The following is a 17,112-nucleotide window of genomic DNA, read 5'->3' as shown; positions in this document are numbered from 1 at the left end:
CAGCATTTTCCAATGGTTGCATGAACATTATTCCATTTTCCATTATGACGTATCATCATTTCGCAAAATTCTGGTTCATAATCCATTTTGACAAAATTAGTTGTTTGACTTATAGTTGTTATAACAATTAATTGAAACAAAACTATTCCATTTCAGAAAGGGAGGACGTTTATGGAAATCGACTACTCGCTCGAACAGTCCATTGGATTTATGCTCGGTCTGACACACCGTAAAGCGGCGGCATTGTTATCGATCCGTTTCAAACCCTATGATATTACTACAGAGCAATTCTCTGTTCTCTTCAATATTGGCAGAGGTGAAGGCGTAAATCAGAAGGAGGTCGCCGCTCGCGTCTACAAAGACCAGCCAACGACTGCACGAATTATTGATTTGCTGGAAAAGAAAGGCTGGGTTGATCGCCGGACCAGTGAGCAGGATCGCAGAGCCTACTTACTCTATCTGACCGAAGAAGGCAAAGTCTTGCTAAATACGCTCGTTCCGCTCGAAAGAGAAATGAATAAAGGACTTACTGAAGGTATTCCCGAAGACCAGATGCAAGCATTTAAACATACTCTTTCCCTCATGAACAGCAATCTCTAACGAACTTTACACCAGGGGGAATGAAAAATAATGAAAGCACAAACCTCGCATGTCAAACTATGGACCACCGATTTTATTCTTCTAATGTTATGTAACTTCCTGCTCTTCCTGCAGCTTCACATGATTGTTTCACCGCTTCCTTCCTATGTGCAGGAACGTTTTCACGCCAATGCGTTTGAAGTCAGTCTCTTCACCTGTCTGTTTGCGCTAAGCGCGATTGCAGCCCGGCTATATTCTGCGAAAGCGCTGGAGAAAGGCCTGCGCAATGCCATGATCTATATCGGCCTGTCCGTAGCCCTTCTGGCTACACTCGGGTATTATTTTGCTGCCGGTATTGCTGTACTGTTATTGCTACGGATGTTGTTTGGTATCGGGTTCGGTATGAGCAGCACAGCTTTTCCCACTATGGCCTCGGATATTGTACCTGTAAAAAGGATGGGGGAAGGCATGGGCTACTTCGGCCTGTCCACAAGTCTCGCTATGTCCATGGGTCCGATTATTGGGGTTACATTACTTCAGGGCGCAGGCTTCGTCACACTCATGTTATGTACGGCAGGTGTCATTACCGTTATCTACCCGCTCAGTTATACCCTGACACGCAAAAAAGCTGCCAGAGTAGGTACCGACTCGGTTCGGACTCCTGCAGTTAAAGCTGCTACGTTGTCTGGCACCAAGGAAAAGACTCCATTCAACCGAAAGCTCATCCTTCCGAGTGTGTTGAATTGTTTAATGTCCATCACCTATGGCGGACTTGTCGGTTTTATCGTGTTATATGGCAAGGAAGCTAATCTGCCCAACCCTGCACTGTTCTTTTTGTTCAACGCCATCGCTGTGTTGCTGGTCAGACCTTTTGCAGGGCGAATCTATGACAGTAAGGGTCCAAAGGCGCTGCTGATTCCCGGGGCAATTTTCATAGCGGCTGGACTAATCATTCTCTCATTCGCCACTTCCATGTCCATTTTGTTTGTGGCTGCATTCATATACGGGATCGGATATGGCTCCATGCAGTCCTCCCTGCAAACCTGGATGATTCAGATCGTATCTCCTTCGCAGCGTGGTATGGCGAACGGTATGTTTTTGAACTCGCTGGATTTGGGAATTGCTACTGGAGCTCTTCTGCTTGGAGCCATTGCTTCGATAACCAGTTATACAGATATGTATCGTTACTCGGTCATGTTCATGATTCTTTTTCTGCTGATCTATCTGATTCAGGGGAAACGGAGTGGAAGTTTTGCTGTAGTGGCCCATCCGATACTCGCACATACACATATTGCTGCACAAGATAAAAATCAGCTTACGAACACTGAAAGTGAAACGGAAAACGATAGACCCGCTAAGCCGAATAAAACGGATTGATCCATCTTATATATCAACAATTCAATAGAACGCGTTTACTCCGTGAGGAAAAAGTCTGCCTCCCGTGAGTAAACGCGTTTTTTCATGCCTGAAATCAAAATGGACTTTTCTTTCTCCGTCCTGGTACATACTCACGATTCGATTTCACATCATCATAGTCATGCTCTCGATGGTTTTGACCACTGCCTGATGTTGGCTGATTGCCTTTGTCTGGCTTGACTGCCAACAGTGTCAGCAACCCTCCAACCACACCCGACGCTGCAAGAACACCGAAGAGAATAAAATGATGAGACCCCATCAACAATGACACGACCGGAGGCCCGAGAGAAACCCCGATGAAACGCATGCTACTGAACAGTGCCGTAATTGTGCCACGGTGTTTTTTGTCCACCCCTTCAGTTACCAATGCATCCAGACATGGCAGCGTTGCTCCTATACCTGCGCCTCCAAGGGTGAATAAACCCACAACCACGTATATATGATCAAAAAGCCCGATAACGCCAAGCGATACAGCCAAAATGGCAAGCCCGATAAAGCCTAGCCACTTCATCCGTATCTTGTTCTTTCCAATCCACTTCCCTGCAAGAAATGAGGATAAACACAGAGCAGCTAGGGGAATGGCAAGCACCAGTCCTTTGAGTACACCTTCGAGCTTGAATTCTGTCTCCAATGTCTCCGATAGATAAAAGAGCACACCAAAGAGAACAAACATGCAAATGCCGCCGATCGCAAACAGGGCATATAGCCAGCGTCCTTTTTCCTTCAATACACTTCGTACGGAGGCAACAAACTCAGTGAAACTCGGAGGTTCTTCCGTTTTCTTGGGTGTTTTCACCAGAAAAATAACCAATACCAAAGACAGCGCACAGAGTACAGGGATTGCCATAAAAGGCAAATACCATAACCAGATAGCCAGCACTGCACCCAAAATGGGACTTAACACCTTGCCGAAAGTATTCGATGTCTCAATAATCCCCAGACTTTTACTCACCTGGTCTTCATCATCGAACATGTCACCAACCAATGGGATCACAATTGGAAACGCCCCCGCCGCCCCAATCCCCTGCAGCAGCCTGCCACCAAGAATGGTCCAGTACGCTGCACTACCCGACAAGAGCCATGCTGCACCGCCAGCTACCGCACCCCCTGCGGCCGCAATGATCAGGCTGGGGATAATGACTGCTTTCCTGCCAAACCGGTCAGACAAGTATCCCGCGAGCGGAATGAGCAGGATGGCAACAACGGCATACACCGTAATGAGCATGCTTACTTTGAAAGAGGAGACCTTCAGTTCACGCTCAATTTGCGGAAGGATGGGTATAAGCATAGAATTGCCCAGTGTCATAATTACCGGGATGGACGCAAGTGCGACGAGGTCCCATTTTTTATCTTTCATACCTCAACCACCTTTACAGAATCAGAAAGCAACAACGTTATTGTGGGTTGTTCTGTGGTTGAATATACGGCATATGTAAAAAAGGTCACTTACCCTCCTACTGACTATATCAGTTGAACCACAGAATATTTACACTTGCCACTCCGATGACAGAATAATCTTCCGATCGCTGTTATCCCCAGATTTTTTTGATTCACTTATATAAAGGTGAAAATCTGGGGATAAAGGCGAACGCTTCGCTTCTCCAGCTTATTTCTGTCCTCTACGTTCTCGTGTAAATGTTTAGTTCAACTGGTATAGTTAAGTTTGAGTTGTTTCCATTGTTTCAATAAATTCAATGTACGCTCGTGATATTTCTGGCCTGCTTCAGGCTGATTAACCTGATGTTCATGGACATATGCGTTGAAGTAAGATGAAAGTAATCGGTAGGCAAGCCGGCGTGCCTGTCCCTCATCGGACTGATCGAGTGGCCGACCATACCCTTCGTGAAACGAAGCGGATTCTGTCGAGAGAATAGCCTCAAATTCCCTGTCGGCAAACATGGAACGATCTCCATCAATAATGGCGGCAATACTTAGCTCACCGTTGTCCTCATGGACAAGCACGTTTGCTTCCCACAAATCATTGTGAACAAGAACCGGTACAGTCACCTGATTAAATAAGTCTTTATGTTGGATGAAAATATCTGTGATTTCTTTCCCCACACCTGGCATGTATTCAACTTGTGCCGCTTTGGCTGCCGTTTCTTCAGCAAAAGAGTGCAGCACCTCGGACCAGTGTTCCGAGCCTTTAATCATACCATCGCCTTGCGGCCAACCAAAGGATGCTCCTTGAATCTGGTGCATGACAGCAGTATAGACCCCAAGCTGATGATATAAGCGCTCTTTCTCCGCCTCCGAAATCGATGAATGATCCAGCTGCTTACTGGGGATAAACTCCATAAACATGTACGTTCTCGCAATGATTAATCCGCTGTCATCACAGGCAATCATGTTTGGAGCAGGAATGCCTGCCTTCCGGTAATATTCGTAAACGATAGGTTCAGCCGCCATCATCGTGCGTTCGAACGAAAAAAGTGGATCACTCCCAGAACCGGCTGGCATTTCTCCCCGCTCTGGAGCCAACCGCAAAATCACATCGGTATATGATGCATATTCAAGCTGAATCCGATAGGTTGTATTAAAAAGTCCACCTTGCAGAAGACCAAAGCTCTTTACTTTGGTAGCGGTTCCAAAGGTATTCTCCACCAGATGATGCAGCATCTCAGATGTAATCGTGCAGTGCAAACCCGTATTTGTTGTGTTCATTATATTTGATCTCTCCTATCTATATCTGACAACTAGTAATGAAATGATACTACCATTTCTTTGCTAAAACCATATCTTCTATGGCGCGACAATAGACAAACAGACGGCACCTTGCGGTACCGTCCATTTGTTATCCTATTACACCTATAGTTGTATGGTAAGCGAGCTTACACCTGCTGCTGCCGTAACGACAACACCATTTGCACCCGACGCTTGGGAACCACCCTCTACGCTGGATACACTCTCAATGCCACGCAGCACGAGATTCCATGGTTTGCCCGCACCTTCAGTACGAACTTCCAGCACAGAGCCCTTACGGGATACATGCACAGTAAGTTCCTCCTCAGCACCTTGGTTCACCACAACAGCTTGAGTCGTTTGACCATCAGCCAGTTCGAACAAGTGCAAGGACACATCATCCGCAAAGTCATAATCCGGTTTGTTATCCACAGCACCTACAGCGATCAGACTGTTTGGCTTGATCATCATTGGCAGTGTTTTGAAGTCATGGTTTTCACTGATCCAGCGTCCACCTTGTACTTTCGCTCCTGTCAGATAGTTCGTCCAAGTGCCTTCAGGCAGGTAGTAACGCACATCACCCTCCTTATTGAAGATTGGAGCGACCAGAATGGAATCACCAAACATGTATTGAGTATCCAGGCTGTATGTTGTTGGATCCTCTGGGAAATCCAGCAGCATAGCGCGCATCATCGGAATACCTTTTACAGTGGACTCCACCGCAGAATTGTAAAGGTACGGCATCAGACTGATTTTGAGTTTGGTAAAGTCACGAACAACGTCCACGGATTCCTCGTCAAACAACCAAGGCACACGATACGAAGTGCTTCCGTGTAGGCGGCTGTGAGAAGATAAAAGTCCGAATTGTACCCAGCGTTTGTATACGTCAGGGCTCGCTGTACTTTCAAAGCCGCTGATATCATGGCTCCAGAATCCGAAACCAGAAAGTCCAAGCGAGAGGCCGCCTCGAAGTGATTCAGCCATGGATTCATACGTAGAAGAGCAGTCTCCGCCCCAGTGAACCGGGAACTGTTGACCACCTGCTGTTGCAGAGCGTGCAAACAGGGCAGCTTCGTTTTTGCCGATCTTGTCTTCGAGCAATTCAAATACAGCTTTGTTATAGAGCTGTGTATAATAGTTGTGCATTTTAATCGGATCAGAGCCATCGAAGTACACGACATCTGTCGGAATCCTTTCACCGAAGTCTGTCTTGAATGAATCAACACCTTGATCAAGCAAGACTTCCAGCTTACTCTTATACCAATTCACAGCATCCGGATTGGTAAAATCAACCAGAGCCATACCTGCTTGCCACATATCCCATTGCCATACGCTTCCATCCGCTGTTTTTACCAGATAACCGTTCTCCATACCTTCATCGAACAAGTAGGATTTTTCTGCAATATAAGGATTGATCCAAGCACATATTTTAAGACCCTTGTCTTTCAAACGGCGAAGCATGCCTTCCGGATCCGGGAACATCGCTTCATCCCATACGAAATCAGACCATTGGTATTCCTTCATCCAGAAGCAGTCAAAATGGAATACAGAAAGCGGAAGATCACGTTCAGCCATGCCATCTACGAAATGGTTAACCGTTGCTTCATCATAATCCGTTGTAAATGATGTTGTCAGCCACAGACCAAACGTCCATGCCGGTGGAAGCGCTGGTTTACCTGTTAATTTAGTATAATTATCAAGTACATCCTTGGGATTGTCACCGCCGATAATGAAGTATTCCAAAGTCTCTCCTTCTACGCTGAACTGCACTTTAGATACATTCTCAGATGCAATCTCATACGATACGCGTTCAGGATGGTTTACAAATACGCCATATCCTTTATTGGACAAATAGAACGGAATGTTCTTATAGGACTGCTCGCTGCTTGTACCGCCGTCCTCATTCCAAGTTTCAACCACTTGGCCATTCTTAACAAACGGCGTGAAGCGCTCACCGAGTCCGTAAACGTATTCACCAATGCCGAGATCAAGCTGCTCGCGGAAGTACGCTTCCTTACTCGCACCTGTAATATAACCAGCCGCTCTTTGACCGCTACCTGTAATCCGTTTTCCTCCATACAGGAAGCTGACATCCCATCCGTTCGTTTTGTCGATTTGAACTTCCAGATTGCCGCTTTTCAAAACAGCGCCTTGTTCATTTTTCGAGATGTCCACTTTCGCATCTTGATGGTTAAGCTCAAATTCAGGCCCTTTTTTCACTCTGCCCTTATGATGATTCAACGTTACACGAATAACGTTAGGCATAGGTGAGCTGTACGTTGCTTTAAGCAATGTACCGTTCAAAGTGTCGCCTTTGGTGCGAATATATTTAGTTGCCGCATATACGGTCAAAGAATCCTCTTTTTGCACAATATCACGAATGTCAGTCGGGTTTTGAATGTGGTACCCTTCACGAGTCATCCAGAATCCATCAGTAAATTTCATGTTTTCTTTCCCCCTTCGGTTATACTATAATAATATTGATATTAATCATGAATTTCTTCTCATATTTTGACCAAATATATCACGATTTTGATATTATACATCCGATTCTTGAACATCAACGCCAATCTATGGAAACGATTACATTAATAATGATACAGAAGGGGACTTGAATATGGAACGTGAACGATTACGAGAAGACCGGATTCACGGCAATGCCATGTATCCAGTCAGCGTATATCCAGATATTCAGCAATTGAATGGCGACAGCATTCTCGATTGCCACTGGCATGATGAGATGGAGTTCACCATGGTGACACAAGGCTGTGCCGTTTTTCAGATTGATATGAACACCGTTGAGGTTCAAGCTGGGGAAGCGATTTTCATCAACCGGGGCGAGATTCATGCAGGCTACTTGAAGGGCGATGTTCCCTGCGTTTTTTCGTCCATTGTGTTTAATCCAGAGCTGCTCGGCAGCCGCACCTTCGATACGGTACAGGAGAAATTCATCGGTCCACTGGTGCGCAAAACCGTGATTCCACCTTGTCATATCAAGGCAGACGAGGATTGGGGGCAAGAGATTATTCATTTTTTGAACCGAATATTTGTGGATCATGCCACTGGGTCGGAAACGTGTGAGATGACAACGAAAGCTTACCTGTATCTCATATTTGCACGAATGTTTGAACATATGCGACCTGCTTCACTTAAAGGCACTCTCACTACAGGCAGCCATGATAAGGTAGAGCGTCTGAAATCAGTACTCGGTTATATCCACAAACGTTACCCTGAATCTCTGAAACTGAAAGAACTGGCGGATGAAGCCAATATGAGCGAGGGACACTTCTGCCGTTTTTTCAAACAGATGGTACAGAAAAGTCCTGTGGACTACATCAACTATTACCGTATCCAGCAGGCCTGTATCCAGCTTGAGAATACCGATCACAAAATTGTGAATATCGCCATGGATGTGGGCTTCGAGCACCTGAGTTATTTCATCACGACATTTAAGAAACACAAGAATACAACCCCGTCGCAGTATCGCAAAATGTTTTATGAGAAAGTGGCCATGGAGCCTGCCCTGATCTAACAGAGACGGCCCAGGATGGAGAGCTCTCTTGAAGGTCATCCTCCTAGGCCGCTTTCCTTGTCTCCACCTGGTGGTTCAAACGCCAAAGAAGAAGGTGCCTCAGCTGGTAGGCTGTAAGCACCTTCTTTAACATACTGCGTATGGAATGAATCACCTTGATTTGCTGTTATGCAGCGTAACAGCTTAACTCTCTACCATTCATTATCTCAACGTCTTCCAGGAAGTATACTCATGCACCGAAAAACCGTTGAAGGATGAGTGTGCATCAGCCATTTTCTCTACGAGCTTGAGCTGTGCTTCCATGTACGCTGAACCCTCTTCATAGAATGTAATGAAATCACCTTCCTTGCTCTGTTTGGTTTCCACGGCAATAGATATCGTCTTGCCCAGCAATGCCGCTTCTACAAGCTCATCCTTCGCTACATTATAGATAGCAGCAGCGGTATCACGGTACGCCATAATGGTGATGGAATCAAACTTGCGGATCATCCAGCTGCTCACTGCCATCGTGGAACCCGGAATTTTATAGTTATCCAGCCAAAAAGGCAGGTCAGCCGCTACCGGCATCTTCATCCGTGCCGCCCGATCGACAATATATTGAACGTTCCCCTGCCACTGTGTGATTACACTGGCCTGATTGGTTTTCCACTGTGGATGCACATGGGGTTCAATATCCAGATGGATGCCAGCAAATTTCTCATTGGGTAACGCCTCATCCTGATACATTTCAATCCAGTCCAGGAACGATGCGATCTGATCCCGGCTCTCCGTCAGCCCCCAGGCGGACCTTCCATCCATCACGTCGACGGCGATGTTCTTCGCTCTGGCTTGACGAATAAAACTTTTATACTCAGGAATCTTTACATCGCGATTGATTTGCAGATAGATCGTATTCATCTTGTTCGCTGTGGCAAACTTCAGCACATCCTCAGGATGGCTCTGAATCTGCGTTGTATCCCATACCCAAGTTGCTCTTACTGGCCCCTGTATGTCTCCATGAATGGTTTCGTAACTGTCGACCGAACCAATTGCAACCGCTTTGGAGGAATAGACATTCCCCACAAACAGGATTACACAACTGATCAACAAGAACAAACGATAGCCCCTTTTGCTTTTCATATTTATACACTCCCTCTGATGTTATGCAGCACTGACGTGCAAATCCGGATGAAATCATGTCGTTTTATATTCATTTAATGGATGATTTCTAAGAGTACGACTATTCACATGCTTTTATATGCAATATCATCTCTAAGACTTACGACAAAAGAATCATATAACATTATTTCGGGTGTTCACACTTTTGTATTTATAGTTCTAAAGTCTCAAATATGAAAAACATTTTAATTTAACCCTTCTTTCCTCATGACTTCAGTCATTATTTGCATATAAACCACAACCTCCAGAAGACCTAGAAAGCGTTTTCTTATAAAAACACAAAAAAAAGACGCCCTCAGGCGACTTTGATTTTATTTATTTCAGTGATGAACCGTTGCTGATTTTAGTTTATTCGTTTCCAGTTGGAGCAGCCGGTGTATTGTCCACACTCTCATCAAACAAAGATACCAGTTCAATGCCTTCTGCCGAAATACGTACCAGCCCCTTGTCGGACAAACGCAGTTCCGGAATGACGACCAGCGCGAGCAGGGACAGTGTCATAAACGCATTATTCAACGTACAGCCTGCGGATTGCAACGCTTCGCTGATCGCAGCCGATTGGACTGCAACCTCTTCGAACGGCTCTGTTGACATCAAGCCCGCAATCCGCAGCGGGAATTCCGTCACACCGGAAGAGGTCACGACGGCTACCCCGCCTTGCATACGAATTACACGGTTACCTGCTTCCGCCATCAGTGTATCATCATTACCGATAATCAGCAGATTGTGGCTATCATGCGCAACGGTCATAGCAATGGCTGCAGGACATGTGAAACCAATGCCTCCAACCAGAGCAACAGCACGATTCCCTGTTTGTTTGTGACGCTCCAGCACAGCGATCTTGCAGATTTCCCCTGACGTTGAAATGACGACATTGCCATTTTCCACGGTGACTTGCACATGCTTTTCCTTCGTATCCACATGGTTCTCCGTGACATGAATGACTTTTGCTCCAATCGTACCTTCTGTAATCGGCGCAGACAATTCCATATCCTTCGGCTGGATATTGGCCTCCAGCTTCACTGTGTTCAGCGCTTCTTCCGGATACGTGAAGCTGTCCCAGACCGCCGTCATTTTACCGTTCTCTGACACAACATGTCCGGCAGCAATTGTCATGCCTACACGAACATCAGCCAAGCGGCCATCCAGCAAAATAATATCTGCGATATTCCCCGGAATAACGGCACCAATATCACGCGCAACCCCGAAACGCTCAGCCGTATTGATAGTTGCCATCTGGAAAGCCGTGACCGGCTTCACGCCTTGGGAAATGGCCAGGCGCACGACAAAGTCCATGTGCCCTTCCTTGAGCAGTGACTCCGAGCTCCGGTCATCGGTCACCAGCATCATACGGCGTGTATCCAAGCCAAGCTCGGTACATGCTTTGATCGTCTCCGCCACATCATGCCAGGCTGATCCCTGACGCATTTTGGCATACATGCCCAGTCGCAGACGTTCCACCACGTCTTCCTTCGTAACACATTCATGATCTCCTGTAACGCCACTTGCCGCGTAGGCTGGCAGACGCCAGTCATCCGCTGCCCAGGTGAAGTGGCCGTCAGCCACCTTCCCTGCCCGAAGGGTCGCCTGGATCTCACCGATCATCGTCTCGTCTCCATAAACCACCCCTGGGAAGTTCATCACTTCACCAAGGCCAATCATATCAGGTCCCCAAGAGAGGGCTTCAGCCACTTCTTCCGGTCCGATATAAGCACCTGTCGTCTCCAGTCCCGGATGTGTAGAAGGAACACACGAAGCCACTTGCATGTAAGCAGCCATTGGTGTGGTCCGTGCTTCATCCAGCATCAGTCGCAGGCCCTTGAGTCCAAGTACATTGGAAATCTCATGAGGGTCAAAAAAACCACCCGTTGTACCCGATGGCAATACCGCTCTCGCAAACTCGGTTACCTTCATCTGAGTACTTTCAATGTGGCAGTGTCCATCCAGCAAACCTGGAGCAATATATTTGCCTTCCGCTTCGATGATACGTGTATGTTCTCCGATTGTATGACTTACATCTTTGCCAACATAAGCTATCCGAGCTCCCTGTACCGCTATAGACATTCCTGGCAAAATTTCACCCGATATTACATTAACCAGCGTTCCGCCCCGAATGACCAATGTCGCAGGCAAGTCCCCTCGTGCTGTAGCGACCAGATCCGGTACGCAATCCGCCATTATTGGCCGTTCAAAAGATGTTGTGTTCATGTTGTTGCCTCCTTCATTAAAATAAACGAACCGAAAAAAATATATTGTTACGATTATATGAGCCTAGATTCGTTGTGTAAAGAAAATTCACACCAATTGTGCCTGAACACAAATGAAAGAGCAATATTTATCCATAGAACCCAATCCAGCTAATCTCATGTCAGGAATGCTATTCCAAACTATAGAGAAAGACTCCCGTCCCATTTGAACGGAAGTCTTCTTCATATCCCCTAAAGACGATATCATTCGGCTTGAGCTGCAGATACCTTGCCCATGTCGTACAACGCTTCAGACTGGGATGTGATGAACGGACTAGGTTTACCCATACAATAGACATGCAGCAAGTGCATGGCTCGAGTACAAGCTGTATAGAACAGTTTGCGTTCATGCTCCTGGGCATATTGCTCTGCAGAGCCGTCATAGATCAGTACAGCATCAAATTCCACTCCCTTTGCAAGATATGCCGGAATAACATGCACACCTCGTTCAAAGGCAAGCGTTGTTTTTTTGATTAATTTGGGTGCCGCAGGCAACTTCTTACTCAGCTTTTCCTGTACTTCCTTGCTCTCCTCCGCTGTCTTGCAGATGACCGCAATGGACTCATACCCTTCCTCAATCAGATGGCTGAGATCGGCTGTGATCACATCCATATGCTCCTGCTCATTGGTTGACACGATAACTTTAGGCTTCTCTCCGCTCCGGTTAAATGGAAGAATATCTTCTCCACCCGGCACCATGCTACGTGTGAACTCCACAATCTCCTGAGTGGAACGGTAACTTCTCGTCAGCTCAATCACTTCCGTATTTTCCGGTCCATACAGGTTGGTCAAAGGCCCCGTTCCACTCAAAACAGAAGAATGGGCATAGATTGCCTGATTGAAGTCTCCAAGAGCTGTTATTTTCGAGCGTGGAAACAATCTTTTCATAAAAGCTAACTGAAACGCAGAATAATCCTGAGCCTCGTCAATGATCACATGTCGAATATTCGAGTTGATCCGGAACCCGAGCAACAACTCACGCAAATACAAATACGGAGTGATGTCTTCATAAGCCAGCTCCTGTACTTTCAATCTGCGAAGTGTCATGGTACAGATTTCTTCCCAATGTGTCGGCAGCGCTTCCTCCCCCAACAAACGAACCATCTGAGCCTGGTCTTTGAATAAATCCGCATATAACTGACGAACATCCACGAAACGTAAGGACTTAATCCATTTGCGCAAAGGTTTAAGTCGGTCGCTGACAACCATGCGCGCCAGAATCTCACGTTCCTGCTGGAAGTCATCGAACGTAGTCAGCTTTCCTTTTTGCTTGCGCTTTAGACGCTGATACGCCCGTTGCAGATCCTCCGGTTCCATCAAATCCAGCTGTTGATCGACCCAAGCCGCCTCCAATTCACTTTTACCAAAGGCCGACAACTCTTTCAACATCCAGTCCCGCAGCATTTCCAGTCGACTCACAAGCTTGACGGATGACTCGAAACTGTAGAATTTCTCAGCCATTGCTTCTGACGTGACAATAGCCCGACCCTGGAACCGAACTGGCTTGAACTTCATGCCTTCGGACAACATGCGTTCCTTGTACCGTGTAATCACCTTCAGGAAAGATTCAGATGACTTGAAGCGAATACCGGACATACGTGCATCGTATTCAGGATCTTCCGTTCCCGTAAGTACATATTCGAGCTGAATGAATGGATCTTCCAGCTGATATTCCCGGCCCAGACGGCGCTCCAGATACTCCTGGAAGGTCGTTTGCAGCATGTTTTCCTCCCCAAGCTCAGGCAGAACCGTGGAAACATAACTGTTGAACATCGGGTTTGGCGAAAAAAGAACCATCTGATCCGCTTGCAGATGCTCGCGGTATTTATAGAGAAGATAGGCGACGCGCTGAAGCGCAGCCGATGTTTTGCCGCTGCCAGCAGCTCCCTGCACAATCAACATGCGCGTCCGGTCGTTACGAATAATCCGATTCTGCTCCTTCTGGATTGTCGCCACAATGCTTTTCATCTGCGCATCCGAAGTTCGGCTGAGCACCGCCTGTAACAACTCATCACCAATCGTCACCCCGGTATCAAACATAAAGCGAATCCGTCCATCCCGAATGACAAATTGTCGCTTCATCTCAATATCGCCTTGGATCTCACCACTCGGCGTATGATACGTGACCGGACCTGGTGCACCATCATAATACAGGTTCGATATGGGTGCCCGCCAGTCATAGACTAGAAAAGACTCCTCTTTCTCATCCAGAAGTGACGCAATCCCCAGATAAATGCGTTCTGCATTCGGATATCCATTCTCCTTAAAATCAATGCGACCAAAATACGGTGAGTGGTGCAGCCGTTTCATTTTGTCCAGAGCGGCCGCCGTATTGATATGACTTCGCTCCCGATCCGACAGGACCTGTGATTGTTGCCGCATACTAGTGGAGGTCTCTCCCACATCATCCGCTTCGCTGAAGTTCATGGTGACTTCGTCCCAGAAGTCTTTTCTCATCCCTACAACTTCGTCTCGAAAAGAACCTACTTCTTGTTCAAGGGTGGTTATTTTACGCTCAATCTGTTCGGTTACGGTGTTGACCCGTCCCTGTTCCTCACGCCATTGCTGGTCTGTACTCATATGTTAATACGCCCCTCTTTCCCCGGATTGTGTCCTCATAAGCCCATTTGACAAGCCCGAAAAGGCTATGGTATAATTAATTAGAAAGTAAACATTTTAATTTTATGTTAATTAGTTCTAATTTTCTGAAAACCATTTTTTATTGTACCAGTGACAGCGTCCCGATGCAAGCGGAGGCGTTTTTTTGTTGTTTTTATCTTAATTATTCCCTCTAAATGGATGAATATAGATAGTTATAGTGAAGTAGGCTATCCTTTTCACGACAACGAAGAAAGCATTCTCCCTGCCATTCTATTGTCGTAATTCTCCAATGGTCTCTCTCCAGCGCGTAATGGCCCCAGATTCCTCTTTTAATTGAAACGTTATTCCTGAAGTAATGTCTGCATAAGGCGCATGATCTACACGTACATGTATCACTTTGGCTTCAAAACGATCCCTAGGATGAACAGCCTCCATTAATTCCGGCAGTCTGCTTACTTCCAGTCGAATACTTATTAAGCTTTGCTCGTAAACAGCAATCAAGGTAGCCTTGCCTGTTCGACTCATATTCATACTTGTCTGTGTTCCCGGCCATAGAGCCAGCCTGAGCATGTGCGGGTGAATTGCAATGACCTCCCCCATACTAATCATCGCTTGATGGGGCCATGCATCTTCGGTTACAGTCAGCAGTTGCATCGCTTCATGCTGTTTATGCTCCAGATTATGGCCACTCCACCACTCCAACAGTTCAGCGTCTAGCTTAGTTACATTCATCTCTATATCCCTCGGTTCATTTAAATTCGGATTTCGTTGCAGTATTAACACTATGCGCTATGTATACAAAACAACCCGGACACACTGTCCGGGCTTGTTGTAACTCTATTGTATATGACAGAGCGGTACAACTGCAATCTGTACTGCGATGGTTAAGACCATTTGAGCCAATTCAGAATTTTATCCTGCGAATCCTTGTCTTCACTGGAACTATGCACATGTTCGGCGAGTCGGTTCAGTCGTTCCAGTTGATAGCCATAATCATAGATGGCGGCGGCCACGATGGACAGTCTCAACATCCCGTCCTGATCCATATCAAACCGGGAGATCGCCTGCTCCATGAAATGATCGTTATCCAATATAAACTGTGCCGCCTCTTCTCCATTCGGTTTAAGTTTATCCTCAAACTTGAGAAGTGCATGTTCATGGAATTTGATGACCAGTTCCAGATGTGTGTCGAAGAACTGATCCATTTCCGGTGTCCGCTGTGCCTGAAAATAATGGCGCTCTACCGAATCCAGCACATCAAAGCCTTTTTGCAGGCTTAGTAACATCTGTTTATACACAACCATCTGCCGGGTCTCGCTGAATGTAGAACGTTTCATCTTTTTCTGTTCTTCTTCAAACAAGTTATACTTATCGGATAAGGATTTAATGGAACTGCCCAGATTGTTTTTCTCATCCCGGAACACCGCTTCCTTGATCTCATCCGAGATGGATGTACGCAAGAGCAGTGACATGCCGCTGAATACACTCTGAATCTGCCTCACGAACTGAACTTTTGGCTTGGGTGGAAATACCGTAATATTGATAAGAAAGGCGGATACAATGCCAACGAGAGTCAGCAGGAAACGGTTTAATGCAAAATGCCAGTCACCTGAGGCTTCCATAATGGATACAACAGTGACCAACGTCAGACCCACCGTCTCACCCATATTCAGTTTAAGACAGATCATGATGACGAGTACGATGATTAATCCAACGGCGATGGGCTCATTGGACAACACCATACCTCCCAGCAGTGCCACAATCGCCCCCAGTGTGGTCGTCTGCAGCTGATCAAGGAAGTATTTCCAGGAACGATAGATGGATGGCTGCATGGCAAAGATGGCCGCAATCGCGGCGGGCACGGGAGATTGCGGGTTTAAGAACAGGCTGCTAAGGTACAAGGCAAGCGTAACCGCTATACCTGTCTTAAGTACACGTGCACCAAATGACATGGCGACCCCTCCTCTTGTCCGGACCTGTTTTCATTTGTTTGATGAACATTATTATTATTACCCCATATTTCTTTTTTTGCCTGAATTGGTTCAGGAGAACGATTTATTGTATCATGGAAGGCTGCGGGTTACCATGCCCTGTATCCTTTTTATCCGCAACAATACCCCCGGCTCCATCAACAGAGGCGGGGGTTTGTCATTCGGGTCAGGCTTGCAAAGTTATGAAAGCTTACCTTCCCATTCACTCTTGAACTGTTCTACAAACTGCACCATGAAAGCATGGCGTTGCTCCGCCAGCTCTTTACCATATGAAGTGTTCATGAGGTCTTTCAGCTTAAACAGCTTTTCATAGAAGTGATTGATCGTTGTACTGCGTCCATTGCGGTATTCCTCCCTTGTCATCTGCTCACGTGGTGGAAGGGACGGATCATACATCTCACGACCTCTCGCTCCAGCAAAAGCAAACGTACGGGCGATGCCTATGGCACCTAGCGCATCCAAACGATCCGCATCCTGTACAACCTGGGCTTCCAGCGAGCCAACCGCCGGACGCTGCCCTCCCGCATAAGAGATCGTGCTGATAATGTCGACAACCGCATGGCGAGTCGTTGGTTCAAGCGGCTGGGTATCAAGCCATTGGTTCAATTTCGCCATCCCAACTTCCAGACTTTCGTTCAGCTTCTCATCCGGTACGTCATGGAGCAATGCGGCCAGCTCACAGATCAATGGATCTGCACCCATACGATACGCAAGCTCCACAGCCAGTGTGGTCACCCGTTCGATGTGTGGCCAGTCATGACCATCCGTATGTGCAGCTGCATCTCCTTGCACAAATGCTCGAGCCGCACGAAGAACGGCCTCTCCTGCGGATGTTCCATCGACATGTTCCATGTCTCCTGGTCGGTGCACACTTGGGCTTGGAGGTTGAAGAGGGTGCTCTTGCATC

12 protein-coding genes are annotated in these 17,112 nt (G+C 46.7%); 3 read left to right on the top strand and 9 right to left on the bottom strand.

Translation table 11 applies throughout. The annotated features are described in order from the left end of the window. Positions 1-171: 171 nt before the first annotated feature. A complete protein-coding gene (locus tag ACR32F_RS11045; RefSeq protein WP_440118750.1) occupies positions 172-600 on the top strand; it encodes a MarR family winged helix-turn-helix transcriptional regulator in 429 nt (142 codons plus the stop codon). A 30-nt stretch (positions 601-630) separates the two neighbouring features. After that, positions 631-1,956, top strand: a complete 1,326-nt coding sequence (locus ACR32F_RS11040) for an MFS transporter (RefSeq protein ID WP_440118749.1) — start codon at positions 631-633, stop codon at positions 1,954-1,956. Between the two features lie 94 nt (positions 1,957-2,050). On the opposite strand, the gene ACR32F_RS11035 is transcribed toward ACR32F_RS11040, so the two are convergent. The 3 genes from ACR32F_RS11035 to yicI all read right to left on the bottom strand — a co-directional run bounded on the left by ACR32F_RS11035 (position 2,051) and on the right by yicI (position 7,122). Beyond that, positions 2,051-3,352: an MFS transporter gene (locus tag ACR32F_RS11035; protein ID WP_440118748.1), complete on the bottom strand. Its 1,302-nt coding sequence runs from the start codon at positions 3,350-3,352 to the stop codon at positions 2,051-2,053. A 287-nt stretch (positions 3,353-3,639) separates the two neighbouring features. Then, complete coding sequence (locus ACR32F_RS11030) at positions 3,640-4,659, bottom strand: phosphotransferase family protein (protein ID WP_440118747.1); 1,020 nt, start codon at positions 4,657-4,659, stop codon at positions 3,640-3,642. Between the two features lie 144 nt (positions 4,660-4,803). Then, a complete protein-coding gene (yicI, locus tag ACR32F_RS11025; protein WP_440118746.1) occupies positions 4,804-7,122 on the bottom strand; it encodes an alpha-xylosidase in 2,319 nt (772 codons plus the stop codon). 172 nt (positions 7,123-7,294) lie between these two features. Between yicI and ACR32F_RS11020 the strand changes: the two genes are divergently transcribed. Continuing rightward, positions 7,295-8,209, top strand: a complete 915-nt coding sequence (locus ACR32F_RS11020; protein WP_440118745.1) for an AraC family transcriptional regulator — start codon at positions 7,295-7,297, stop codon at positions 8,207-8,209. 201 nt (positions 8,210-8,410) lie between these two features. On the opposite strand, the gene ACR32F_RS11015 is transcribed toward ACR32F_RS11020, so the two are convergent. The 6 genes from ACR32F_RS11015 to ACR32F_RS10990 all read right to left on the bottom strand — a co-directional run bounded on the left by ACR32F_RS11015 (position 8,411) and on the right by ACR32F_RS10990 (position 17,111). Further along, the gene (locus ACR32F_RS11015; protein WP_440118744.1) at positions 8,411-9,328 is read right to left on the bottom strand and encodes a hypothetical protein; all 918 of its coding nucleotides are present in this window, start codon (positions 9,326-9,328) and stop codon (positions 8,411-8,413) included. Between the two features lie 387 nt (positions 9,329-9,715). Continuing rightward, entirely contained in the window at positions 9,716-11,575 is a 1,860-nt protein-coding gene (locus ACR32F_RS11010) for an adenine deaminase (RefSeq protein ID WP_440118743.1), read from the bottom strand. Positions 11,576-11,817: 242 nt separating this feature from the next. Beyond that, entirely contained in the window at positions 11,818-14,193 is a 2,376-nt protein-coding gene (gene helD, locus ACR32F_RS11005; protein ID WP_440118742.1) for an RNA polymerase recycling motor HelD, read from the bottom strand. A 291-nt stretch (positions 14,194-14,484) separates the two neighbouring features. After that, positions 14,485-14,946: a pyridoxamine 5'-phosphate oxidase family protein gene (locus ACR32F_RS11000; protein ID WP_440118741.1), complete on the bottom strand. Its 462-nt coding sequence runs from the start codon at positions 14,944-14,946 to the stop codon at positions 14,485-14,487. A gap of 152 nt (positions 14,947-15,098) precedes the next feature. After that, entirely contained in the window at positions 15,099-16,166 is a 1,068-nt protein-coding gene (locus tag ACR32F_RS10995; protein ID WP_440118740.1) for an FUSC family protein, read from the bottom strand. Positions 16,167-16,385: 219 nt separating this feature from the next. Continuing rightward, a complete protein-coding gene (locus tag ACR32F_RS10990) occupies positions 16,386-17,111 on the bottom strand; it encodes an HD domain-containing protein (protein WP_440118739.1) in 726 nt (241 codons plus the stop codon). Position 17,112: the final 1 nt, after the last annotated feature.

Origin of the sequence: Paenibacillus hebaui, from assembly GCF_051934385.1 — a bacterium.
Classification (GTDB): Bacteria; Bacillota; Bacilli; order Paenibacillales; family Paenibacillaceae; genus Paenibacillus.
Note: the sequence above shows the minus strand (reverse complement) of the source record. Positions and strands in the feature narration are given on the sequence as shown.